This window comes from bacterium (assembly GCA_035703895.1).
Lineage (GTDB): Bacteria > Sysuimicrobiota > Sysuimicrobiia > Sysuimicrobiales > Segetimicrobiaceae > Segetimicrobium.
This window is the reverse complement of record DASSXJ010000152.1, coordinates 1-23442: the sequence shown is the minus strand read 5'-3', so window position 1 is coordinate 23442 and position 23442 is coordinate 1. Positions and strand designations below refer to the sequence as shown.

The window sequence follows — 23442 nt, the reverse complement described above, 5'->3', positions numbered from 1 at the left end:
AGTTCCTCCGTCCTCTCAGCGCACCACGACGTTCACAAGTTTCCCGCGGACCACGATCACGTCCTGAACCTGCATCCCGTCGATGAACTTTCGCACCTTTTCGCTCGCGAGGGCGGTCTCCCGCAGATGCGCCTCGTCCAGGCCGGCCGGCACCTGGACCCGATCCCGGACCCGGCCGTTCACCTGCAGCACGAGCGTGACCGTGTCCTCCCGCACCGCCTCCGGATCCCACGCGGGCCAGGCCTGCTGGTGCACGCTGTACGACTCTCCCAGCTGTGCCCAGAGCTCTTCGGCGAGGTGCGGCGCGAACGGGGCCAGCATGAGCACCATGGTCCGCAGCGCGGGCGACCATTCCTCTGTCCCCGCCGCGCCCTGCTCACGGGCCCGGTAGAGCGCATTGGTACACTCCATCAGCGCCGCGAGCGCCGTATTGAACCGGAACGCCTCGAGGTCGTCGGTGACCCGCTTGACCGTCTGGTGGGTGACCCGGCGCACGGTCGCCGCGCCGTCGGCGCCGCCCGGGCCGGGCGGCGCCGCGTCGACCACTAAATGCCAGACCCGATGGAGGAACCGGTGCAATCCCTCGATGCCCTGGGGGTTCCACGGGCCTCCGCCGTCCCACGGTCCAATGAACATGAGATAGGTCCGGACCGTATCGGCACCCATGGTGCCGACATAGTCGTCCGGATTGGCCACGTTCCCGCGTGACTTGCTCATCTTGTTGCCGTCGGCCCCGAGGATGTGTCCTTGGTTGAACAGCCGGAGCATCGGCTCATCGAACGACAGCAACCCCATGTCGCGCATGGCCTTCGTAAAGAACCGGGTGTACATCAGGTGCAGCACCGCATGCTCAATGCCGCCGGTGTATTGATCGACCGGAACCCAGATTCGGGCCTCGGCAGGGTCAAACGGGCGGTCGCCGTCGTGGGGGCTCAGATATCGGTACTGGTACCAGGACGAATCGACGAAGGTGTCCATCGTGTCGGTCTCGCGCTCGGCCGCGCCCCCGCACCGCGGGCAGCGCGTGCGCCGAAACCGTTCGTCGAGCTTGAGCGGCGATTCGCCTGTGGGGAGGAACTGCGAGTCCTCCGGGAGCACTACGGGCAGATCTGAGTACGGAACCGGAACCGGGCCGCACCCCGGACAATAGATGATGGGAATCGGGGTCCCCCAATATCGTTGCCGGCTGATCAACCAGTCTCGCAGCCGGTACGTCACGGCGGCCTTGCCGCGGCCGGCTCGCTCGAGCGCCTCGGTCACACGCGCGCGCCCCTCGTCGCTCGGCGTCCCGTCGAACGGGCCCGAGTTGACCATCACGCCCTCACCGACATACGCCTCGGGGAGGGGTTTGCCGTCCCAGTCGGGGGGGGCGATCACCACCGGGATCGGCAGCCGGTACTTGCGGGCGAACGCGAAGTCGCGAGTATCGTGCGCCGGCACCGCGTGAATGGCCCCGGTGCCATACGTCAAGAGGACGTAATCTCCGATGTAGATGGGGATTCGGGCGTTGGTCAGCGGATGGCGCGCGAACGCCCCGATGAAGACGCCGGTCTTCTCGCGATCCTCGGCCAGCCGCTCGATCTCCGACTGGCGCCGGGCACGATGGACGTAGGCGGCAACCTCGGCCCGGTGCTCGGGCGTCGTGAGCTTCTCCACCAAGGGATGCTCGGGTGCCAGCACGAGGAACGTGGCGCCGTACAGCGTGTCGGGGCGCGTCGTGAACACCGTGATCGGGTCGCCCCGCTCACTCGTGTAGACAATCTCCGCGCCGTCGCTCCGGCCGATCCAGTTGCGCTGGAGCGTCTGCACCCGCTCCGGCCAGTCCATCTTGCTGAAGTCGAGCAACTCGTCCGCGTACCGGGTGATCCGGAAGAACCACTGCTCGAGGTCTTTCTTGATGACCGGCGTCCCGCAGCGTTCGCAGACGCGATCGGGCCCGATGACCTGCTCGCGGGCGAGCGTCGTGTTGTCGTTGGGACACCAATCGACCGCCGCGAAGGCACGGTACGCCAGCCCCGCCTCGTAGAACTTCAGGAAAAACCACTGGTTCCAGGTGTAGTACTCGGGTTGACAGGTGACGATCTCCCGAGACCAGTCGAACATCGCGCCCATCGAGCGCAGTTGTCCACGCATGCGCTCGATGTTGGCAATCGTCCACTTGTATGGATGGATGCCGTGCTGGATCGCCGCGTTCTCCGCCGGCAGCCCAAAGGCGTCGAACCCGATGGGAAAGAGCACGTTGTAACCCCGCATCCGGAGGTAGCGGGCCTTGGTGTCCGACGGCGTCATCGGGTACCAGTGACCCAGGTGCAGGTCCCCGCTGGGATACGGGTACATCGTCAGGAAATAGAACTTGGGCCGGCTCGGGTCGTCGCGGGTGCGGTACAGCCCGTCCGCGTCCCAGCGGGCCTGCCACTTCGCCTCGATGTGCTTGGGATCGTAGGTGTCGCCCATATGCGTCTAGGGATGCAAATCCGCTGTAGAGATTACCCCTTACTCTAACTCGGGGTCATCGCGGAATCAACAGGAGCTTCCCCGAGGTCCCTCTCCCGGCGAGCCGCTTGTGGGCTTCCGCGGCCTCCGCCAGGGGAAGCGTGGCCTCGATCCGCACGCGCAGCCGGTTCGACGCGACCCACCCCAGCACGTCTCCGGCCCGTTCATTGATCTCCTCGGACGTGGCCGTATAGTTTCCGAGGGTGGGGCGGGTGAGGAACAACGATCCCTTGATGAGGACCTGCGGATCGAGCGGCGGCGCGGGCCCGCTCGACTGGCCGAAGAGCACGAGGTACCCTCGCGGGACGAGACAATTGAGGCTTTTGTCGAACGTGGTCTTCCCGACAGAATCGTAGACGACGTCGACCCCGCGGCCGTCCGTGAGCCGCTTCGTCTCCGCCTCGAAGTCCGCCTTCGTATACATGATCACCTCATCGGCCCCGGCCTCCCGCGCGAGCCTGACCTTCTCCTCTGTCGACACGGTGCCGATCACCCGGGCGCCCAGCATCTTTATCATCTGCACCAGGAGGAGCCCGACCCCTCCGGCCGCGGCATGGACGAGGGCGGTCTGGCCGGACTTGAGCGGGTACGTGCTGTGACAGAGGTAGTGCGCGGTCATCCCCTGCAGCATCGCGGCCGCGGCGGTGCGCGCATCCGTACCGCCGGGAAGCCGGACCAGCCGCCACACCGGTACGGACGCGTAATCCGCGTAGGCGCCAAGCGACCCGGTGTACGCAACCCGGTCGCCCTGCTTGAGCCCGCCGACCTCTGGCCCGAGCGCCTCCACGGTCCCCGCCCCTTCCACGCCCACGGTGAAGGGGACTGCGGCTTTCGTCCAGCCCATCCGATAATAGATATCGGTATAATTCACCCCGGCGGCCTCGATCTTCACGAGCGCCTCCCCACGTCCCGGCGTGGGTGTCGGCAGCTCCTCGAGACACAACACTTCAGGTCCCCCAACGGCATGCACACGGATCGCGTTCACCGCCCCCTCCTTCGCACATAGATCGTTTCGCGCGGCGGCGCCTACGGCGCCGCCCCACAGGCATATTAGGGGGTCTTCGCGTTGACCCCTGCCCTGAGCCTGGGACCTCGCGTCGGACCCGCAACCATAGCGAGGATCCCGGCGGGTTGTGAGGGCCTCCCCGGCGAACTCACAAGCAGGCCCGCGGGCGCGCGGGCCACCGCGCGGACCTCGAGAGGAGAGAGCGATGAGACGAGGCTTTGCACTGTTCGCGGGCACCGCGCCCGAGATCGTCGGCGCGTCGGCGAGGGAGGCCGAGGCGCTCGGGTATAGTTCCTTCTGGGTCAACTATCCCGGCGCGATCGATGGGCTGGTCGCGCTTGCGCCGGCGGCGCGCGAGACACGGCACGTCGAGCTCGGGGTCGGGGTGATTCCCCTGTACACGCGCGGACCAGACAGCATCGACCAGGGCGTGCGGGCCAACGACCTTCCCCTCCCCCGTCTCCTCCTGGGCGTCGGAAGTGCGAACCCGGGGGCCCTTGCGCGTGTCCGCGAAGGGGTCGCCACTCTGCGGGCCCACCTCCCTGTCCGCCTCGTCGTGGCCGCGCTCGGTCCGCAGATGTGCCGCTTGGCCGGAGAGGTCGCCGACGCCGTGCTGTTCAATTGGCTGACTCCCGAACACGCGCGTCGATCCACCGCGTGGGTGCGTGACGGCGCAGCCGCAGCGGGTCGCGAACCGCCCCAGCGCTTCGCGTATGTCCGCGTGGCCCTCGGGCCGGCGGCCTGCGACAAACTGGCGCTGGAGGGGAACCGGTACGCAGCGATCCCGGCGTACGGGGCCCACTTTGCGCGCATGAGGGTCACGCCGATGGACACGGCCATCGCGGCCGAGCGTCCGGACGCCATCCCGCCGGCGGTTGAGAAATGGCAGGGCGCGGTCGACGAGGTCGTCCTCCGCGCCATCACCGGGGCGGACACGGTCGAAGAATACCTGGCGCTTCTACGGGCGGCGAAGCCGTAGGGCGGGGAGTCGCGATCCTTACAGGGCCACGCGAAAGATCTCTTCGATCGTGGTCTCGCCCATGAATGCCTTCGCGAGGCCGTCCCAGAACATCGTCCGCATCCCTCCGGCGATGGCCGCCCTCCGGATCATGCCCGCGTCGCCCCGCTCCAGGATCAACGTCCGGATGGGATCGGTGATCTCGAGCAGTTCGAACACCCCCATGCGACCACGATAGCCGGTGTTGAGGCACTGCGAACAGCCGCGACCTTTGAACGTGTGGATCCCGACCAACGGATCGGCGGCTTTCCCGAGGACCCCTTGAGTCTGGAGCACGTGGATCGTCTCCTCGTAGTCGGACCGGGCGCGCAGGCGCTCGAGGAACGTCCGGTCGAGCGGGACACTCTGACGGCAGTGCACGCAGATCTTCCGGACGAGCCGCTGGGCAATCACGAGAATCAGGGTGGAGTTGATCAGGAACGGCTCGACCCCCATATCCAGGAGGCGCGGCACCACCACCGTGGCCTCGTTCGTATGGAGCGTGGACAGGAGCAGCCGCCCGACGAGCGCGGCCCGGACGGCCATCTCGACGGTCTCATGGTCCCGGATCTCCCCTACCATGATGATGTCGGGGTCCTGTCGCAACAGCGCGCGAAGGCCGGTGGCGAAGTTGAGGCCGGCCACCGGGTTGATCGAGACCTGGTTCACCCGTGGAATCGTGTATTCGACCGGATCCTCAACCGTGGAGATGTTCACGACGTTGTGCCGCTCGACGTGCAGGCGATTGATGGTGGCGTAGAGCGTCGTCGTCTTGCCCGAGCCGGTCGGGCCCGTGATCAGGATCATCCCGAAGGGACGCTGGATGTTTCGCACGATGATCTCGCGGTCGGCGGGGGAGAGCCCAAGATCCTCCAGATCGAGCAGCGACCGCTCCTTGCTGAGCACCCGGATGACGATCTTCTCCCCCCAGTGGGTCGGCATGGAAGAGACGCGTAGGTCCAGCTTCAACCCGCCGTACGCCGCGTCGAACCGTCCGTCCTGCGGCGCCCGTTTTTCATCGATCCGCATCTCGCTCTGGATTTTGACGCGCGCGACCAGCGACGGCAGCCGGCTGGTGGGGAGGCTGAGGACGTCCTGGAGCGCGCCGTCGACGCGGAACCGAACCACGCCCTCGAGTTCGAACGGCTCGATGTGGATGTCGGACGCCTCGGACACCGCCGCGTACTCGAGGATGCTGTCGAGCAGTTCGATCGCCGACTTCCCCTCATCATCCGGCTCCGCGGTCCCGGGTTGTTGCTGTTCCGCCACGCGCTCGAGGATGGCGCGCAGGTCGCCCTTGTATTGGAGGAGGGCGCGATGGATCGCGGTGTCGGTCGCGAGATACGGGACGACCTTCATCCACGCCATCCGTTGGATCTCCTCGATCGCCGCCTGGTCCCGTGGATCCCACATGGCCACGTGCAGGGACCCATCCCGGCGATCGAAGGGGATCAGGAGATGCGCCCGGGCGTACTCCTCGGGCACCGACCGGATCGCTTCGGGACTGACGTTGGCGGCGCGCAGCTCGGTGAATTCGACGCCCCAGAGCTTGCCGAGCTGCTCCAAGAGGAACCGCAGGGGGATCCCGCCTCGCTCGACGACCGCCTGCTCAAAGGGGATCTTGAACCGAGCGGCGAGCGCCCGCACCCGCTCGAACTCGGACTCGTCCATGACCTCCAGTTGGGTCACGAGGAGGGTCTTGAGTTCGGCATCGCTGACCCGCAGCCCCGACGTCACGGCGTCCGCGCCTCGAACAGCGTTTTCACCCGCGCCACGAGCGTGTCCAACGCCAGGTTGGCCTTGACCAGGTAATCGACGGCCCCCGCGTCCATCGCCGCCTTCACGTCGGAATCCTGACCGAGGTTGCTGAGGATGATCACCGGGATCGCCGAGGTGGCGGCTTCCGCCTTGAGCAGCTTCAGCACTTCGAAGCCCTGCAGCCCGGGCATGATCAGATCCAGGAGCACGAGATCGGGAAGCTCGGACCGGGCCACCCGCAGTCCCTCCTCCCCGTCCGCGGCCACAAGCACGGTAAACCCCTGGCGTCGGAGCGCGGCTTCGGCCGCCTTTCGCAGGAACCGGTCGTCCTCAACGACCAGGATGCGCTGCATCCGTTCCCCCTGCCGGCGCGGAAGACTCGAGCACCAGCTTGACTTGATGGCTGAGATCTTGGAGCGAGAGATTCGCCTTCACGAAGTACCCGGAGATTCCGAGCCTTTGGATGTCGTCCATGTCCCCCTGGCGGGACGAGTTGGAGAGGACCAGGACCGGGATGGCTCGGGTCCCTTCCTCCGCCCTCAGGATACGCAGCACCTCGAGGCCGTGCAGCTTCGGCATTAAGAGATCGAGCAGGATCAGATCGGGGATCTCCGTCCTGGCGACCCGGACGGCCTCCTCGCCGTCCTGGGCCGTGAGGATGGTGTAGCCCTGCTGCTCCAGGCGCGCCTGACAGGCCCTCCGGAGAAAGCGGTCGTCTTCGACGATCAAGACCCGCTTGCGGGATGCGTCCACGTGTCCTTCCCTCCAGGGAGGGGAACGGTAAAGAGGAAGGTCGAGCCCTTGCCCTCCTCAGACTCGCACCAGATCCGGCCGCCGAACCGCTCGACGATCAGCCGGACGAGGTAGAGGCCCAATCCCGTCCCCTCGGTTTCGATTTTGTGCACGTTGTCCGCCCGATAGAACTTCTCAAACAGGCGGGGCTGGGCGTCCTTGGGCACCCCGATGCCGTTATCCTGAATTGCCCACTGCACCGAGCCGTTCTCCGGGCGCATCTGGAGTGCGATCTCTCCCGGCGGGGGGGTGTACTTGATCGCGTTGGAGACGAGGTTGATGACCACCTGGCGGAGCAGCTGCGGGTCGGCCACGATCGGTGGGACCCTCTCCACCCCGCTCACCGACAATCGATGCCCCTTCTCTTTGATGAGCGGGCCCAGCTCCTCGAGCACACTCTCCGTCATCGTGCCCAAATTGAGCTCCTGGAGCGACACGGCCAACCGCCCGCTCTCGAGCCGGGAGATGTCCAAGAGGTCATTGACCAGGTTCACCAACCGCTCGTTGGCCTCCCGGGCGTCTTGGATGTAGGCTTGGAGCTCCCCGGTGTCTTGGGTCTCGGCGGCCAGCTCGAGCAGCCACTTGATCCCCGCCAGCGGCGTCCGCAGCTGGTGCGTGACGAAGGAGACGAAGTCGGACTTCATGCGGCTGACCTCGCGCTCCTCGGTCACATCGTGGAGCGTAATGGTGAGGCCGACCGTGGCTCCCGATTCATCCTTGCCGGGCTGGGCATCCCAGTGAAGCACGCGCCCGCTTCCCCGGACCTCGAGATCTCCCTTCCCCGCCGGGTCGCGGTCCTCGAGGAGCAATCGGAGTGTTGCGGCCAGCGCTTCGCGCTCCGGCGGACGCGCGTCGATCTCTGCCACCGCGCGCGCAAAGTCCGCGCCGCCGGCCCACGCGGCTCCGGTGGGAAGCAACTCGATGGCCCGCTGGTTCATGGACTTGACCCGGCCGTCCCGGCCGACGAAGATGAACCCGTCGGACGTGGAATCCATGATCGAACGGATCCGGGCTTCGCGCTCGCGTAGGGCCCCATAGGCGCGCTCGCGCTCCTGCGTCCGCGCGGACAGACGGCCGCTCATCTCGCCGAACGTGCGCGCCAAGTCCTTCACCTCTGCAATACTGCTCTCGGGCAGGGCCACCGTGGCGTCATCCTCGCCGAGCCGTCTCGCCTCACGCGCCAGCGCCTCGAGCGGCCGCGCCAGGGCGCCCGCCGCGAGGATCCCCCCGACCGCCGCCCCGCCCACCATCAAGAGCAGAATCGTAAACGCGATCTCCCGGCCGGTGTGCGCGCCGGCGACGGCGACCGCGAGCGGACGCTCTACGACGACGCCCAGTGCGGTCCCCGCCACGCGCGCGAACCCGGCCAGTTGCCAGCCATTCTTGTTCTCGTACCTCAGCACGCCGTCGGCGCTGCGCCCCACGAGCAGGTTGGCGACCGGGGGCAAATCCGAGACGTCAAGGAAGGATCCGTTGAGAGCGGCATCCCGATGCACGAGGAGACGGCCCTGGTTGTTGACCACATAGGCCAGGCCTTTGGTCTCGGCACCGATTCGTTCGATCGTTGAGGCGACACGGGCGGACTCGACCGACACCACGAGCAACCCGGCCCAGGAGTTGCCGGGCCGGCGGAGCGGCGCTCCGAACTCGAAGAGCAGGCGGTGGCTGAGCGGCGACACATGGTAGGCCAGCGACTCGGCGTTGCTTCGAAGGGACTGCTCGAACACCGGGGATCCCCCAATGGACTCCCGCGGAAACGAGTCGCCGCGGGCCAGCGGGTGCCCTCGATCGTCGTAGGTCGCAAACGTAAAGACATCCGGGTACTCCTCGCCGAGGGTCCGTAGCAGCGCCTCTTGTTGAGGAGGGGTCATCTGGACCAAATTGATCGCCTTGGCCAACCCGGCGGCGGCGGCCCGGTGGAACGACAGGTAGCGCGAAATGTCATCGGCAAGCGTATTCGCGATCGTCTCTTGGAGTGTTAGGGCCTGGCTGGTCGCGGACAGCTCGGCCCGGTCCGTCACGATGGTGACCGCGGCGATCAGCGGAGCCGCCACGGCGACGATCAGGGCCAGCGCCAGCCGGATTCGGAGCGATGACGAATCGATGTGTCCGAGCACCGGGTCCAACCAGGGGGTCATCGCCACGAGGGCGCCGAACCCGCCGAAATACGCAGTGCCGGTCCAGTCCCCGACGACCACGGCGGTATTCCCCGCGAACGCGAGCAGCGTGGAGCCCGCGGCCAGGTACAAGGCCCATCTGATAATGGGAGACGAGGCGGGGCGGAGCTGGGCCGCGGCGAGCGCAAGCCCGGTGACCATAAACAGCACGCCGTATAGCGGCAGATGTGCCCGGATCAGATCGTAGAACTGCCCCCCGAGCTGACCGGGAAACGCGATGATGATCAGCCCGGTGGCGGCGGCCCCCAGCCCCACCAACAGCGCCAGGAGATCGCAGCCGGACTCGCTCGTCTCGATCTTACCCCGGCGAGAGACGAACGGAACAAGCGCGGCGCCCAGTCCCAGGACCAGGAAGTTTATCGCTCTAGGCCACGCATCCTGAGAGGCAAAGCCGGTCGCGAGGACGACCAGCACCATCCCGGCGGCGAGGTGGGTGAAGAGCAGCAGCCACCTCAGAGGAATCAACGCCGCAGCCAATACGCCGGCCCCTGCCAGCAGGAACGCCACCCCCCACCACAGCAGATGCGGTTGGAGCACCGCGTAGGTCGCGGCCTCGAACCGGTGCGGGACAATGAGCATCATCGCCCCCAACAGGGCGGAAAACATGCCCACTGCCCACTGCAGCGTGGTAAGCCGCATCAACGCTCCCGGCCTCGTGGCGCGACTGACGAGGATGTTGTGGGGTTCTTCCAGGAAAATGCCCACTCGCCGCACATGCTAGACCTGGGCGCGGGCTCACAGATCCTTCCAGCCAAACTTCGCCAGGTTGATCCGCCCTTGACGGTTGAACCGGACGCCCTCCCGCTGCAGGAGGGTGCGCTGAAGCGTGAATCCGCCGGTCGGCCTCCAGCTGATCTTGCCCTGCACATTCACGACGCGGTGCCAGGGGATATCGTCCGGACATGCCCTGAGTGCCCAGCCGACCGTGCGCGCGCCCTGCGGTACGCCCAGGGCGCGCGCGATCGACCCGTAACTGGTCACGTTGCCGCGAGGAATTCGGCGGACGACCGCGTAGACTCGCGCGAAGAACCTGGACGGCGGGGTACGCGGACCGACGCGGGGTTGAGGGGTCATCGATCTTTCACGAGCCCATTCTGCCTCCCGTCGACGAAGGTTTACAAGTGGGTAGTCCGCGACCCCCCGCCACATCATCAATCCGGTTGCCGAACCGGTACGTACATGAAAGCATGAGGACGGCATTCACCGGGACGAACATCCGCGGACGCGCAACCGCGCTCTTCGCCGCGATCATCATGGGGTTGGTGCTGAGCCCTCTCTCGGCCGCTGCCCATCCACTCGGCAACTTCACCATCAACCATTACACCGCCATCGACGCCCAACCTGACGGCATCCACATCAGCCATATCCTCGACATGGCGGAGATCCCCACCTTTCAGGAGCTGGAGCACCTGGACGAGACTGCGATGGAGCGGCATCTCGCGGCGCGGCTCCCGCAGTGGGGGCTCGACTTGCACCTTGCCGCCAGCGGGGTTCCGGTGCCCCTCCGGCTTCAAGTGGCAACCGTCTCCTGCTTGCCGGGCGTGGGGGGACTTCCGATCCTGCGGGTCGAGGAAGAGCTGTGGGCGGACGGGAGCGGGACCTCGGGCCCAAGCGGGAGCCGGCCGGTTGATCTGACCTATCGAGACGGTACCTTTCCGAGCCGCGTGGGCTGGAAGGAAATTATCGTGACAGGCCCCTTGGTGCAGTCATCATCCGTGCCCGCGGCCGACCGCGGTAGCAACCGCCTGCGGTCCTACCCGGTTGACCTCCTCAAGTCCCCGCCGGACGAGACCGTGGCCCGGTTCCGGATCGGTGCCGCGCCGCGGCAGGCCCATCCCGGGCCACTCCAGGCGAAACCGTCGATCAACCTGCGCCTGTCCGGGTGCCGGATTGCCGAGGGGGCAACCGTGGCCGACGCCGGCGGCCAGACTCCGGGTCCTCGGTATGTCGCGGAGAGCACGGCGTTCGGGGCGCTCTTCAAGCGGATTCATGTTGGGGGCCCTCTCAGCTTTGAGGTACTCGCCCTCGTGATCTTGGGGGCGTTCGTGCTGGGCGCCTACCACGCCTTGACCCCGGGACACGGGAAGGCGATTCTTGCCGCCTACTTCATCGGCTCGCGTGGAACGCCGAGCCAGGCCGTGCTCCTTGGAACCGTGGTCACGCTCACCCACACGACCGGGGTCTTTGTCCTGGGGTTCGGCACACTCGTAGCATCGCGGTATGTGGTCCCGGAGAAACTCTTTCCATGGCTGAGCGTGCTGTCGGGCGTCATGCTTGTGGGGGTGGGAGGCTCGCTCCTGTGGGGCAGACTCCGCACTTTACGCGCCGCGCACGCGCTGGATCACCACCACGCCCATCACGATCATGGCCATGGACATCATCACCACCCGCACCCGGGAGAGGCGATTCGGCCGCGCGACCTCATCATGATCGGCATCACAGGCGGCATGCTCCCCTGCCCTTCCGCCCTGGTCGTGATGCTGGCGGCGATCTCGGTGGGACAGGTCGGGCTGGGCCTCCTGCTGATCTCGATGTTCAGCCTCGGCTTGGCCGCGGTCCTCACCGCCGCCGGCCTGCTGATGGTCTACAGCAGGTCGTTCATGACTCGTCTCTTAGACAGCGTCTCGGATGCGCGGATGCCGATCCCGGGCCGGCGCCTTGTGAGACCGATGCTGCGGCGGCTTCCGGTGTTTTCAGCGGCAGCCGTGGCAGCGCTTGGAGCGGTGATCGTGATTCAGACGATCGTGTCGCTCCGACTCATCCGATAGCCTGGAGGCGAATATCGAGGGGGACCGATGGACAAAGGAGGACCGGGAGCAAGAGCGTGGCTTGGATACGGAGGGACAATCCTCGGATTACACGTCCTTGGCATTCTGGCGCTGCTGCCCGCTGCGCGTCTTCACCCTGCGCTCCTGGGCATGGGGTTCCTCGCCTATGCGCTGGGACTCCGTCACGCCTTCGACGCGGATCACATCGCGGCGATCGATAACACCGTCCGAAAGCTGGTGTGTCAGGACCAATCCCCGCTAGGGGCCGGGTTCTACTTTTCATTAGGCCACTCCACGGTGGTCCTGTTCATGGTTCTCGCCACCGCGCTCGTCGCCCGCTGGACCCAGCAGGCGCTCCCCCACCTCCAGGCGATCGGCGCGGTGATCGGCACGACGGTCTCGGGGGGGTTCCTCCTCCTCATCGGCCTGCTCAACCTGTTCATCTGGCTAGACATCTTCCTGATCTTCCAGCGGATGCGGCACGGCACCCACGATCCGGGGGAACTGGAGCGGCTCCTCCTCTCCCGCGGCCTCATCGCCCGCGTCGCCGGCCCGCTCTTTCGCCTGATCGGGCGCAGCTGGCACGTCTACCCGCTGGGGTTCCTCTTCGGGCTGGGATTTGACACCGCGAGTGAAGTCGCGCTGCTCGCGTTATCGGCCGGGGCAGCCGCCAGCGCCCTCCCGGTGTGGGGGATCCTCGCGCTCCCCGTGCTCTTCGCAGCGGGGATGAGCTTGATGGACACGGCCGACGGGATCTTCATGACGACCGCGTACCGCTGGGCCTTTGGGACGCCGCTGCGAAAGATCTATTATAATCTCACGGTCACAGGGCTCTCGGTCGTCGCTGCGCTCCTCATTGGCCTCATCGAGCTCATGCAGGTCTTCATTCAGGCCCTGGGGCTCGGCGGCGGGTTCTGGGACCGCCTGCAGGCCCTAGACTTCGGGTGGATCGGCTACCTGCTCGTCGGCCTGTTTGTCGTCACATGGTCGCTCTCGTACGGGGCATGGCGCCTATTGCGCATTGAGGAGCGCTGGGGCTAAAGACGTTACCCGCTCTGAGCACCCAAACCGAACGCTGACCCCATTCGAATGCACTAGCGTAGAGGTGGGGGCGCGTGGACGGGCCGGAGTGGAGTGACGGCGAGCTTCTCAAGTGGATCAACAGCGGTGATGCGGCCGCCTTCGAGACATTGTACGGACGTTACGGGCGGCTCGTCTTTTCCTTGTGCCTGCGCCTGTTGCGCGATACCACTGAGGCGGAGGAGGTTTCGCAAGAGGCGTTCCTCCGCGTCTGGTGCCAAGCGGCCCGGTACGATCCGGCCCGCGGCTCTGCCGCCACCTGGCTCCTGACGATCACACACCATCTCGTCATCGACCACGTCCGGCGCCGGCGGGGCGATGCCATTCCGAACTCTCCTGATGTCGATGCCGTGACCGCCGTCGCACCCGATGACCCGGGAGAGCGGGCGGTCACCAAGGTCCTGAGTTCCCAGATCCGGCGGGCGATTCAGGGGCTGGCGCCGGAGCAGCGTCAGGCCATCTGGCTCACGCACGTTGCCGGGTTTACCCAACGCGAAGTCGCCGACACGCTGGCACTTCCGCTTGGAACCGTGAAGAGCCGGGTGCGGCTTGGCCTGCAGAACCTGCGGCGGCTCGTGCGGGGAGCGCCCGCGATGACTCCCCAATAGCGCATCCGGATGGTGCCACACGACGCTTGACGCCGGATCGTTTGCGGCGCGAGGAGGACGATGGCGGTGAGGTGCGAATGACGCTCGACAGGATGGCCCGGAGCATGCTGCCACCGCGTGGGTTCGGGACGATCGAGATCCTCGTCGCGCTGTCCCTGTTCAGCGTCGTCGTACTCAGCCTCGGCGGCTTGTTCCTCCTGGCCCTGTCCTCGGGGGCGTCCGCCGAGAGCGCCTCGATCGCCGCGAATCTCGCGCGAGCGCGGATGGAGGTGCTGCACTCGCTGCCTCCGTCGGCGATCGCCGGCGAGGACGGTCGCATCGTAGTCGAGCAGGTACCTCCCGGGCAGGGGCGGCCGTACACGGTCCACACAGGGGTCGACACGTCCACCCCCGGGTTCCTCGACCTCACCGTCACTGTCAGCTGGCAAGTGGCCTACGGCTCGGCGTGCGCGGCGGGAACTGCGGGGACGGGGTGCGCCGGAACGTTGGTCACCCAGAGCCGGACACTCGAGACCCGCATCGGGAGCCGGGAGTCGCGATGAGGCCGCGAGGGGTGGATGCGGGATACGCAATCGTGGATGTGGTCATGGGGCTCGTCTTGTTCGGGCTCGTCATCGTGGCCATCTATCAGATCTTCATTCCAGCCTTTGCCCTCTCCCATCATATCAACGGCAGGCTCGCCGCCCAGCAGGACGCCCGGCTGGCCGTCGACCGGGTGGCCCGGCAACTCCATGAGACCACCCTTGGCGTCGGCCGGCTCCGCGTCTACTCGGCCGACACGGGCTGCGCCGGTGGGTATGAGGGGTGTATCGGTTTCGTGACTGCCCGCAGCGCCTGCTCCGGTCCGTTCACCCTCCTCAACGGCGCGCCGGACTGGCAGGCCACGATCTACATCTGGAGGGATACGGCGACAGACGAACTGAGAACCCGGTGCAATCCGGCAACGGCCTTCCCAGCCACCCGGTGGCCCCCGATCCTCGCCCCGTACGCGGTCATTGGGCGACAGGTGGTGGCGGCCTCCTTCACGCTGCTGCCGGAGGGGAACCCCCAGCCCAATGCGATCGCGATGGCGATCGAGGAGCTGAGCGCGACCGGGTCGCGCACGGGCCTGCAACGCACCTTCTTCAACCAGACCGTCTTCGTGCCAAAGAATCGATGAGGGCGTCCTCGACGGTGCCTGCGCGCGAGGGCGGGCTGGCGCTGATCATGGTGCTCGCCGTACTCACGATCATCACCACCATCTGTTTCGCGCTGATCGGCCTCATGAACACCGACATGCTGCACGCCTCGATCCAGCATGCCGTGGCCCGCAGCTACTTTCTCGCCGAATCCGGCCTCGAAGTGGCGCGGGCGGAGCTCGCGGCTGCCGTCGACCCGCGGACCTTCACCACCCCCGCCCGCGGCGTCACCGCGGCCTATGGCGGGGGACACTACACCTACTGGGTCGATGCCGGGCCGGCCGCGGGGTGCGGGCCCGGGTTCAAGACGCTCGAGGCCCTCGGCGAAGTGCCGCTCCTTGCACGGGCCATCTCGTCGCGGGTACGGGAGTGCGCCATCGCGGGAACGCCGCAGGCGATCGCGCTCTTTGGAGTCTCTCGCGTCGAACTCCGTGGGGCCGGCTCGCGCATCTACCTCGCGCCCTACGGCGTGGGATCTCCCGGGAATGGTGCGAGCCTGGGATCCTTTAGCGAGATCCGCTTCGCCGACGCGGACGTCCGCCTCAACGCCTTAAGCGAGAGGGGAGTGGAGATCGTGAGCCTGCGGGACGCCGGCCGAATCCCGGACTACGGGTTGTTCGGCTTTGCGGAACGCCCCGACTACAATCCGGATCCGGCGGCCGATGCCACACCCTGGGTGCTCTCGATCTTTGGGGAGATCGTCAAGGCGCGTCCGCAACTGGGGCAGAGCGCGAACCCCTGTGGAACATCGTACGCCTGTGTGACCGCTCCGTATCACGCGAACGACATCGAGGACGCGGTCACGCTCCGCAGCACGGTGGAGCGGACGGCGGGGAGCGCCGGCGGCCTCCCCCACGTCTACCTGCAGCGGATCCGCAAGGCCGAGCTCCCGCTCCTCTCGCTCAACCCGGACGGGTTCGTGAGCCGTGCGGCCGGAAACGACGCCAACGCTTCGATCAATAGGGCAGCAGGGCTCTCGAAGAGGACGAACTCAATCTATACACCGCTCGAATTTTATGAGATCGTCGGCTACCTTGGCACGCACAGCGCCGAGCGGCTTCGAGGCACGATCTATGTGACCGGCACGCTGCAGTTGGTGCAGGACCTCGACCTTGGGGGCAGTGGGGGGGATGTTACGTTGGCCGTGGCAGGGGACGTGATCTTGACTGAGGATGCCCGGCTCACGAACCGACACGATCTGAGCACCGCTGTCGGCCGCCAAACTCCCGGCATCCTGGTCTTCGGAACGAGCGTCCCCACCGCCCGTTCGACCCCCGTCTGTCATGGGCAGGCGGTGAACGGCTCCGGACGGCTCGTCTTGTGCGGGGGACCCCGACAGGAACTGACGGTGGACGGCCTGATTTACACGGCGGACGGCATGGCCATTGGCCCCGGGGCTTCTGTGGATCACATCGGGGCGATGTATCATGGGAATCGCGGGACACCGAACCCGAGCTTTATGAGCGAGAACGCGACCGTGGTGTTACGGTTTGATCCGCTCGCGCTCTCCGTCTTTGGAACAGGCCTCTCGATCCTGTCCTGGCAGCAACTGAAATGAGCTCCCCACTTCCCGGTGCTGCCATCCAGCGGCGCGGCGCACGGAAGCAGCCCGTTCAGGGAATTCCAGGGCGCAGGTCGTGCAGAACGCGCCGGGCCTCGCCCGCGTGCAGGATGTGGAAGTACGGGTTCGTCCGCAGGGCCTGCTCGAGGTAGCGTGCCGCCCGCGGGTGGTCTCCCAGCCCCCTCGCGATCATCCCCGCATGGTAAAGGAGAAGCGCATCGCGTGTCCCCAAGGACAGGGCCCGAGCCATCAAACGGTCCGCCTCGACGTACCGGCCGACCTGGAAGTCGGCCCAGGCCAGCGTATCGTCCGTGTACACATCATGGCGCTGCATGGCCTCGCGCTCGGCCAGCGCCACCGCCTGATCGAGGTGCCGCTGGTGATCGGCGTAGAAGTACGCCAAGTCCCGATTGTACACGGCTCGGTTGAGCTGGGTCAGCCGACCGATGTACTCGACCAGAGAGAACTCGCGCTCCGCCTCCTCCCGCCTTCCTAAACGGAGATACAGATCACCGAGCGCCTCCGCAACCACGGGGAGGGGGATGACCGCGAGCGACTTCTCGTACAGGGGGATCGCGTCGTCAAAACGGCCCTGGGCCCCCCGGACGCCCCCCAGGCCCGCGAGCGCGTAGAGATATCCTGGGTAGACGCGTAGGGCCGCTGCGTACTGCGTTTCCGCGCCGGCAAGATCGCCGCGGCCGAAGTAGAGGTTCCCCAGCTGAACCCGAGTCCAGGCCAGGTTCTCTCGATCACGAGGGCTCGCCGCCTCCACGGCAAACTGCATCAGGTGGATCGCGCCCTGAATATCCCCGTGCAGCTGGCGGAGGTAGGCGGCGCGCGTGTACGCCGCTGGGCCCGGCTTGAGGTCCATCATGCGCTGCAAGACCTGCCTGGCCTCCCCATACCGGCCGAGTTCGACGTCGGCGTCCCCAAGGATGCCGTACAGCATGTCGTCGGATGGAGACTCACGGATCAACGCCTCCGCCTGCGCGGCCGCGCCGGCGAATTCGTGCTTCACCAGCGCCACCCAGGCGAGGAGGCCGGACGCCTGGCCGTCCCGCGGATCCGCGGCGAGGGCCCGACGGAGGGACTCCTCGGCCCGGAGCGCATATCCAGGATCACCCGACTCACGGAGCTTGCGCATGTAGCCGATGGCCAGCATGTCCCACGAGAGCGCGTCGCGCGAATTGTCCGCGAGGCGATCCTGGTAGAATCGGATCTGTTGGTCCGGCAGCGAGTCCCCCGGAGCGAATCGTCCCTGGGGGAAGACGGGCAGCCTTGCGGAGGCGACCCGAGCCGGCCGGTCCGCGCCGATGACCAGGGCGCCGACCACGACCAACATTCCCGCAAGGACCAGGCCCCGCAGGTCGACCCGCCCCAGCCGCCGTCTCATGAACCGTGCAGGAGAGGGCGGAAGCTCAATGCTTGCCAAACCCCGAGAGCGGGGTGCCGAGATAGGGAAACACGGTCAAGAACGGCGTGTCGGGGCCGGCGACGTTGTCGGTGAGATTCGCGGCGGCCGCGCACGGGGTCAGGCCCACCAGGGCCTGGGCGGCACCACCGACAGCCTTGAGCGCGATGTCCACCGTGTCGTCGAAGGGACGGCGGCCGTTCGTGAACCCCGCGTTGTCCCCTACGAGGATCCCCAGCCGGTTGTTGCCGGGATTGTTGGGGTCGATGCCCTGCGTGGGAGGGATCCGATAGTTGAGCCGCAGGAGGTCGGCGCGTTCAGGGCCGGTGAAGTTGTCCAGGCCCGGCAGCACTCCCGTCGGGATGCCCGTCAGGATGATGGCCTGCAGATCGGCACGGTTGTTCAAATCCGTGCAGCCGGTAATCCCGCTGAGGAGGTTGACCAGCGACTGCGACCCCTGGGTGTTTCCCGGATTCACGATAAAGTTGGCGAACAGGTTTTCATCCTGAAACGGCGTTGTGGCATTGAACTGGTCCTTAGCCCGGAGGGGCTGCAGGACCTCGTTGTCGAGCGGAAAGCCAAGCCTGGACACCTGGACCCAGCGGCTGTCGTCCCCGCTGACTTCGTCGGTGTCGAGGACGGGGACCCTCATCCGGCTCGACGACGACCACACGCCAATCTTCCCATTGGCGCCCAGCCGATCGAGAAGTTTGGTCGGGATCTCCAGGGCGATGCTGTGGACGTTGAAGCCCTTCGTGGAGTTGACCCCAGGGTTGCGGACCTCATTCGACAATCCCCCCAGGCGGTCGAACGACGCCGCCAGGTCGACGAAGAACTGCTCGGAACGGGGACCGGCGAAGACCCGCGCCCCACTTCGGCCGGCGATCGTGAGGATGGCGGCGTTGGCCAGGCCGACGTAATAGGGACAGCTCTCCACCGCATGGGGAACGCCGTGAAGCATCACAACGACCTGACTGCACGCTCCGGTGGAGTTGGGGCCCACGTTGATCGGCGCCGTGCGCGCGTTGCGGAAGAGGACGGTGCGATCGGCGTCGTCGCCCCGCTCGTGCCGGATTTCCGTCATGGTGTAGCTCTGGCGGATGTTGAGGTTCGGGTACGGCGAGGACGGGTTCAACCCCGGCAGCCCGATCAGCCCCGTGTTGTACTGAAACGTGTTCCCGTTGACGATCTTGGTGTGGAACCGAAACTCGTAGTCCAGCGCCCTCCGCAGGTGCCCATTGCGGTTGACCACAATCGAGATCTTGTACAGAACCTGGTCCGAGAACCGGTAGAAGTTGGGCCCCTCTGTCGGTTCCTCAAACGGAATCCAGTTGGAGACGACCGTGACAAAATCTGGGCGGCTGGGATCGACCCACGCGTAGACGTCGGTATTATCGGCCGTTGGGTCCTCCGTGATCAGCGGCGCGTCCCGGTGGCTCGAAGCTCTCAAGGTGGGCGGTGGGGGCCCCAGTACGACCGAGACAAGCGCGACCGCCACCACTCCACACAGCACTGCACGAAGACGTCTGGCCCCCCGCATACTCTCCTCCAATCGCTCTCGTGCCTGGTGTTTGTTGACCGTGAGAAGAGTACGCAGGCGAACGCATCATGGATCACCCGACCGGCGGGGGGTCGGGGTTTCGGGCCGGTCCAGGAAGACGGAGATGCCATGCCGTAGGACTGAATGGCGGGGGGTGAGATGAATGTGGTGGAAACGAAAACCTCAAGAAACGCCGTTGGTCTCTGAGGAGGACATCATCAAACTGCTGCGCGTTGTGGACGAACGACCATACGCGTCCTCAACGATCGCGAGGCTCATGCCGATGATCGCGTACCTTTCCCTCCGAGAAACCCGACGCTTGAATGCCAGCACCGACATCCTGCTGTGGGTCACCGTACTCCTTTTCCTTGCCACCTTGACGCTCTTGTGGATCGCCATCCTCTTGATTGGGCACACTCACTAGCACTAGCGTCGTCTCCTACGGACTCACGCGGAGGGTTGCCGCCATTCCAGCATCCCTGTGGCCCGGCAAACTGCAGTACATGGTATAGATTCCCGCGGGCAGCGAGACCGTGCCCTTCCCGATCTGGCCGGGCTCGATGATGGCGATCAGGGTCACCGTCTTCCCTCCGGGGACCTCGAGCACAAGGTTGTGCTCGATGGCGCCTTGATTCTTGACGACGAACGCGATCTCGCCGGTCCCCACGGTGACTCCTTTGGGGTCGAACAGGAACTCTTTGGCGATCAATCCTACCGGGGGCGGAGCACTTGGGCTCGAGCGCGCGAAAAACAACGCCGCGCCGAATGCCAGGAGAATTGCCAACGCCATGACCGCGATCCGTACCCGTGCGGGCCCCCGGCCGGTCGAGTATCCGATCATCGAGCACGCGACGATCTTCGAATCATCGCACCGTCAGGGGGTGACCGACGACCCCGCCATACAAGTATCCCTGGTCGTTCCACGGGACGGTTGCCGGCTGCCTGTTGCCCCGCTCGTCTGTCGCTCGTGCCCGCAGGCTGTAGCCGCCAGGTCGCGCGTCCCAATCCAGGTCCCACCGTACCCAGGCCTGCGCGATATTAGGCTCCCTCAGGCGCGCCTCCCGCCAGGTGATCTCGCGATCCAAGCTGACCTCCACCTTGGCAATCTTCCCGTGGCTCGACCAGGACCGCCCGCGCAGCAGACGCCGTCCGGCCGGGAGTTCCGCATCCCAAGGTAACTCAAACGCACTTTTTACGTTCTGAAGAGTGAGCACCGGACCTTTGGCCGGAGGGTTTGGATGGTACCCAGGACCGATCAGGATATACGATTCGGTATTCCAAGCGGAGGACAACGGCTGCTCCGAGACCTCAATCCGTCCTACCCACTTGATATTCGCCACGCCGATCCAACCGGGAACCAGGACCCGGACGGGGAATCCGTGGTCCGGCGGGAGGGTCTGCCCATTCATGGCGTACACGAGAAGCGTGTCGTCGGCGAGGGCTTTTGCGATGGGCATCGGCCGGCGCACCTTCAGCTCATCCAGCCCCTCGGGCATCACGTCCTGGGCGGTGCGCTTGAGCCCCGCCCGGTCCAGCACTTCACGCAGAGGGACCCCGGTCCACTCCGCCACTCCAACCGCTCCCAACTTCCACTGCCCGCCTTGCGCCTTCTTCCCGTACGGCGCCTCGAAGAAGCTCCGACCGTTTCCGGCGCACTCTACGAACCGCATGACCGACACCGACGGCAGAGCAAGGATTTCATTGTACGTGAACTCCCGGGGGCTCGACACACCGGAGCCCTCCACCCGTAGCCGCCAGGACGCAGCGTCGAGACGTGCGCTCCGGCTGTGGTCGCGGACAAAAAACAATTCGTTCGGGACGACGTAACCCCGCGTGTACATGACCTCCCAGCGCATCTCCTTGTTGCTGCCGAGGTCGTAGAAGAATTCCGGGGGAGTCGGCTTGACCACAAGGTCGGTGGGGGTCTGCGCGTCGACCGCACGCAGCCCGACGCCCCCCACGGCCGCCGCACCCGCTCCGGCGGTCAGGATCTGGAGCAGGCGCCTACGCGACAGCCCCGCCCCCTTCGCCTGCTCGCGGACGAACTGGTCGCCTCTCACTTGGTTGTAGGTGTGCTCGTCGAGCAGATCATCCCCGCGCATTCGGTGCCTCCTCTCGGGCATCCATCAGCTGCGACCCACAATCCGAGTGCGATTACTATTCTCGTTACGAGAAACGTGACCCTTCGCCTGACACGCGCATCACGTCCGGGCACCGCCAGACGGCCCGCGCGCCATGTTCACTGAGCGGCCGAGCTAAGGGACTAAGGGACGGGATCCGCGGTCACAGCCGCACCCGGGGCACCGGACTTGACGATTCCGGTAATCGCATCCACAGAAGATTGGGGATACGGCCCGAGCTGCAGCGTGTAGACTACTCCTTCACGCACCCATGCGTCGTATCCGGCCGCGGCGATGCGCTGGGACAAGGTTTCCGCCTCTTTCTGCGAGTTGAAGATGCCGAATACCAACTGAACCGTATCGCCGCCCAGCGGCTCGATTTGGCTGTGGAAACCTCGCCCGGCCAATGTGGCGACGAGGCCCTCGGCGACGCTCCGCGGGAGGGGTTCGGACACCACGCGATATCCCGTCCGGCTCGCGACATTCGACTGCGAGAATCCCCCGGCTACCAGTTGTTTGGTGATGGCTGCTGCGAGGTCGCGATCCGAGACCGGACCGACCCGAACCATATAGAGACGGTTGGGGTCAGGAGGGGGCGGAGTGATCTGTGAGGCCGAGGCCACAGGTGGCGGAGACGCCGGGGCGGCCGAGGCCGCAGGCGGCGCGGACGCCGGGGGGGCCGAGGCCGCGGGCGGCGCGGATGCCGCGGGGACCATGACTCCGATATCGAAGACGGTGTTGAAAAAATTCAACTGCCGATCGAGCTGAATATTGAGCCACAATCCGAGCGCCTCGTAAATCAGCGTCCTGGTCTTCGCCTGCGAACCGTCCTCGACACGGGTGGGGACGCCCAGGGCGGCCTTGATCTCCGCCTCACTGCTCCCGACGTGCAGCCCTTCCTTGGTACTGTACCGCGCGTCATTCAGGACCCACACCCAGAGCACCATGCCGTTCTGATTGGTTCGCACGCCGATGCCGATATTGCTCGGCGGCTCGTACCAGCGGTACATCGTGGTCCCGTCGTCCAACTTTGCGGTCCCCTTCGCTGGCCCCAGCCGCACCAGGTCCCCCCGCAGTGGCGTCCCCAACCGCACGGGTCCGATGCTTTGACCGGGGACGATCAGGAAGGGCGCCGAGGATGAGGCCGATGGAGGAGTGGAAACGTCTAGCGTTCCCTGCGCGATCACCCTGGCTGCGAGGACACCGACCAGCAAAAGCGTGATGCCGAGGACCTTCATGGCACAGGATCCGCCGTGACCGCCGCGGCCGCGGCCGCGGATTTGACGATTCCGGTAATCGTGCTCACAGAAGATTGGGGATACGGCCCGAGCTGCAGCGTGTAGATCACTCCTTCACGAACCCATGCGTCGTATCCCGCCCCGGCGATCCGCTGGGACAAGGTTTCCGCCTCTTTCTGCGAGCTGAAGATGCCGAATACCAACTGGACCGTATCACCGGCCAGCGGCTCGATTTGGCCGTGGAAGCCGCGCCCCGCCAATGTGGAGATGACACCATCGGCGATGCTCCGCGGGAGAGGTTCGGACACCACGCGATATCCCGTCCGGCTGGTGACATTCGTCTGCGAGAATCCTCCCGCCGCTAGTTGCTTGGTGATGGTCGCGGCGAGTTCGCGATCCGACACAGGACCGACCCGAACCATGTACAGTCGGCTGGGGTCAGGAGGGGGTGGAGTGATCTGTGGCGCTGGGGCCGCGGGCGGCGCAGACGTCCGGGGGTTGAGACCCCAGGTGGCGGCCGAGGCCGCAGTTGGCGAAGACGTCGGGGAGCTTGGTGCCGCAGGTGGAGACGCACTAGGGGTTGAGGCTGCAGGCGGTGGAGACACCTGGGGGGCCGAGGCGACAAGCGGCCGAGATATCTGGTGGGGTGAGGCCGGCGGCGGCGGAGGAGTCCGGAGGGATGGAGTTGCAGGTAGCTGCTCCGCCGCCTTTGGGG

21 protein-coding genes are annotated in these 23442 nt (G+C 66.2%); 8 read left to right on the top strand and 13 right to left on the bottom strand.

Annotation, left to right across the window (positions count from 1 at the left end):
* Positions 1-15: 15 nt before the first annotated feature.
* On the bottom strand, positions 16-2454 hold the full coding sequence (leuS, locus tag VFP86_10340; protein HET9000034.1) for a leucine--tRNA ligase: 2439 nt from the start codon (positions 2452-2454) through the stop codon (positions 16-18).
* Between the two features lie 55 nt (positions 2455-2509).
* Positions 2510-3478, bottom strand: a complete 969-nt coding sequence (locus tag VFP86_10335; protein ID HET9000033.1) for a quinone oxidoreductase — start codon at positions 3476-3478, stop codon at positions 2510-2512.
* 226 nt (positions 3479-3704) lie between these two features.
* On the opposite strand from VFP86_10335, the gene VFP86_10330 reads away from it, so the two are divergent.
* A complete protein-coding gene (locus VFP86_10330; GenBank protein ID HET9000032.1) occupies positions 3705-4478 on the top strand; it encodes an LLM class flavin-dependent oxidoreductase in 774 nt (257 codons plus the stop codon).
* Between the two features lie 18 nt (positions 4479-4496).
* Here the strand turns inward: VFP86_10330 and VFP86_10325 are convergent, their stop codons facing one another.
* From VFP86_10325 to VFP86_10305, 5 genes are read right to left on the bottom strand one after another with little or no spacing between them, the layout of a single operon-like run.
* On the bottom strand, positions 4497-6233 hold the full coding sequence (locus tag VFP86_10325; protein ID HET9000031.1) for a GspE/PulE family protein: 1737 nt from the start codon (positions 6231-6233) through the stop codon (positions 4497-4499).
* A complete protein-coding gene (locus tag VFP86_10320) occupies positions 6230-6607 on the bottom strand; it encodes a response regulator (protein ID HET9000030.1) in 378 nt (125 codons plus the stop codon). Before VFP86_10320 ends, VFP86_10325 begins: the two co-directional genes overlap by 4 nt.
* Positions 6585-7007, bottom strand: coding sequence for a response regulator (locus VFP86_10315; GenBank protein ID HET9000029.1), 423 nt, complete (start codon positions 7005-7007; stop codon positions 6585-6587). The genes VFP86_10320 and VFP86_10315 overlap by 23 nt, the downstream gene beginning before the upstream one ends.
* The gene (locus VFP86_10310) at positions 6980-9928 is read right to left on the bottom strand and encodes an ATP-binding protein (GenBank protein ID HET9000028.1); all 2949 of its coding nucleotides are present in this window, start codon (positions 9926-9928) and stop codon (positions 6980-6982) included. Before VFP86_10310 ends, VFP86_10315 begins: the two co-directional genes overlap by 28 nt.
* 30 nt (positions 9929-9958) lie before the next feature.
* A complete protein-coding gene (locus tag VFP86_10305) occupies positions 9959-10297 on the bottom strand; it encodes an MGMT family protein (GenBank protein HET9000027.1) in 339 nt (112 codons plus the stop codon).
* 113 nt (positions 10298-10410) lie between these two features.
* Here VFP86_10305 and VFP86_10300 point away from each other — a divergent pair, with 113 nt between their 5' ends.
* The 6 genes from VFP86_10300 to VFP86_10275 all read left to right on the top strand — a co-directional run bounded on the left by VFP86_10300 (position 10411) and on the right by VFP86_10275 (position 16415).
* Positions 10411-11991, top strand: a complete 1581-nt coding sequence (locus VFP86_10300) for a sulfite exporter TauE/SafE family protein (protein ID HET9000026.1) — start codon at positions 10411-10413, stop codon at positions 11989-11991.
* Positions 11992-12018: 27 nt separating this feature from the next.
* Complete coding sequence (locus VFP86_10295; protein HET9000025.1) at positions 12019-13032, top strand: HoxN/HupN/NixA family nickel/cobalt transporter; 1014 nt, start codon at positions 12019-12021, stop codon at positions 13030-13032.
* A gap of 74 nt (positions 13033-13106) precedes the next feature.
* Positions 13107-13679 carry a sigma-70 family RNA polymerase sigma factor gene (locus tag VFP86_10290; protein ID HET9000024.1) on the top strand — a complete coding sequence of 191 codons (573 nt, stop codon included), beginning with the start codon at positions 13107-13109 and terminating at the stop codon, positions 13677-13679.
* Positions 13680-13783: 104 nt separating this feature from the next.
* Positions 13784-14221 carry a hypothetical protein gene (locus VFP86_10285; protein HET9000023.1) on the top strand — a complete coding sequence of 146 codons (438 nt, stop codon included), beginning with the start codon at positions 13784-13786 and terminating at the stop codon, positions 14219-14221.
* On the top strand, positions 14218-14838 hold the full coding sequence (locus tag VFP86_10280; GenBank protein ID HET9000022.1) for a hypothetical protein: 621 nt from the start codon (positions 14218-14220) through the stop codon (positions 14836-14838). Before VFP86_10285 ends, VFP86_10280 begins: the two co-directional genes overlap by 4 nt.
* A 14-nt stretch (positions 14839-14852) precedes the next feature.
* A complete protein-coding gene (locus tag VFP86_10275) occupies positions 14853-16415 on the top strand; it encodes a hypothetical protein (GenBank protein HET9000021.1) in 1563 nt (520 codons plus the stop codon).
* A gap of 55 nt (positions 16416-16470) precedes the next feature.
* Here the strand turns inward: VFP86_10275 and VFP86_10270 are convergent, their stop codons facing one another.
* A complete protein-coding gene (locus VFP86_10270; GenBank protein HET9000020.1) occupies positions 16471-17811 on the bottom strand; it encodes a tetratricopeptide repeat protein in 1341 nt (446 codons plus the stop codon).
* A gap of 25 nt (positions 17812-17836) precedes the next feature.
* Positions 17837-19369, bottom strand: a complete 1533-nt coding sequence (locus VFP86_10265; protein HET9000019.1) for a DUF4331 domain-containing protein — start codon at positions 19367-19369, stop codon at positions 17837-17839.
* Positions 19370-19532: 163 nt separating this feature from the next.
* On the opposite strand from VFP86_10265, the gene VFP86_10260 reads away from it, so the two are divergent.
* The gene (locus tag VFP86_10260; protein HET9000018.1) at positions 19533-19793 is read left to right on the top strand and encodes a hypothetical protein; all 261 of its coding nucleotides are present in this window, start codon (positions 19533-19535) and stop codon (positions 19791-19793) included.
* A gap of 15 nt (positions 19794-19808) precedes the next feature.
* Here VFP86_10260 and VFP86_10255 read toward each other — a convergent pair whose 3' ends face one another.
* From VFP86_10255 to VFP86_10240, 4 genes are all read right to left on the bottom strand, one after another.
* A complete protein-coding gene (locus VFP86_10255; GenBank protein ID HET9000017.1) occupies positions 19809-20159 on the bottom strand; it encodes a plastocyanin/azurin family copper-binding protein in 351 nt (116 codons plus the stop codon).
* Positions 20160-20232: 73 nt separating this feature from the next.
* A complete protein-coding gene (locus VFP86_10250; GenBank protein ID HET9000016.1) occupies positions 20233-21471 on the bottom strand; it encodes a sulfite oxidase in 1239 nt (412 codons plus the stop codon).
* Between the two features lie 161 nt (positions 21472-21632).
* Positions 21633-22727, bottom strand: a complete 1095-nt coding sequence (locus tag VFP86_10245; protein HET9000015.1) for an SPOR domain-containing protein — start codon at positions 22725-22727, stop codon at positions 21633-21635.
* Positions 22724-23131 (bottom strand): hypothetical protein, encoded by a 408-nt coding sequence (locus VFP86_10240; protein ID HET9000014.1) that lies wholly within the window; start codon positions 23129-23131, stop codon positions 22724-22726. Before VFP86_10240 ends, VFP86_10245 begins: the two co-directional genes overlap by 4 nt.
* Positions 23132-23442 lie beyond the last annotated feature (311 nt).

Bases quoted from the DNA above. Each gene is read 5' to 3' on its own strand.
- VFP86_10300 (HET9000026.1), top strand. From the start codon at position 10,411: ATGAGGACGGCATTCACCGGGACGAACATCCGCGGACGCGCAACCGCG.
- VFP86_10320 (HET9000030.1), bottom strand. From the start codon at position 6,607: ATGCAGCGCATCCTGGTCGTTGAGGACGACCGGTTCCTGCGAAAGGCG.
- VFP86_10260 (HET9000018.1), top strand. From the start codon at position 19,533: ATGTGGTGGAAACGAAAACCTCAAGAAACGCCGTTGGTCTCTGAGGAG.
- VFP86_10265 (HET9000019.1), bottom strand. From the start codon at position 19,369: ATGCGGGGGGCCAGACGTCTTCGTGCAGTGCTGTGTGGAGTGGTGGCG.
- VFP86_10305 (HET9000027.1), bottom strand. From the start codon at position 10,297: ATGACCCCTCAACCCCGCGTCGGTCCGCGTACCCCGCCGTCCAGGTTC.
- VFP86_10245 (HET9000015.1), bottom strand. From the start codon at position 22,727: ATGAAGGTCCTCGGCATCACGCTTTTGCTGGTCGGTGTCCTCGCAGCC.
- VFP86_10270 (HET9000020.1), bottom strand. From the start codon at position 17,811: ATGAGACGGCGGCTGGGGCGGGTCGACCTGCGGGGCCTGGTCCTTGCG.
- VFP86_10285 (HET9000023.1), top strand. From the start codon at position 13,784: ATGCTGCCACCGCGTGGGTTCGGGACGATCGAGATCCTCGTCGCGCTG.
- VFP86_10250 (HET9000016.1), bottom strand. From the start codon at position 21,471: ATGCGCGGGGATGATCTGCTCGACGAGCACACCTACAACCAAGTGAGA.
- VFP86_10330 (HET9000032.1), top strand. From the start codon at position 3,705: ATGAGACGAGGCTTTGCACTGTTCGCGGGCACCGCGCCCGAGATCGTC.
- VFP86_10255 (HET9000017.1), bottom strand. From the start codon at position 20,159: ATGGCGTTGGCAATTCTCCTGGCATTCGGCGCGGCGTTGTTTTTCGCG.
- leuS (HET9000034.1), bottom strand. From the start codon at position 2,454: ATGGGCGACACCTACGATCCCAAGCACATCGAGGCGAAGTGGCAGGCC.
- VFP86_10295 (HET9000025.1), top strand. From the start codon at position 12,019: ATGGACAAAGGAGGACCGGGAGCAAGAGCGTGGCTTGGATACGGAGGG.
- VFP86_10280 (HET9000022.1), top strand. From the start codon at position 14,218: ATGAGGCCGCGAGGGGTGGATGCGGGATACGCAATCGTGGATGTGGTC.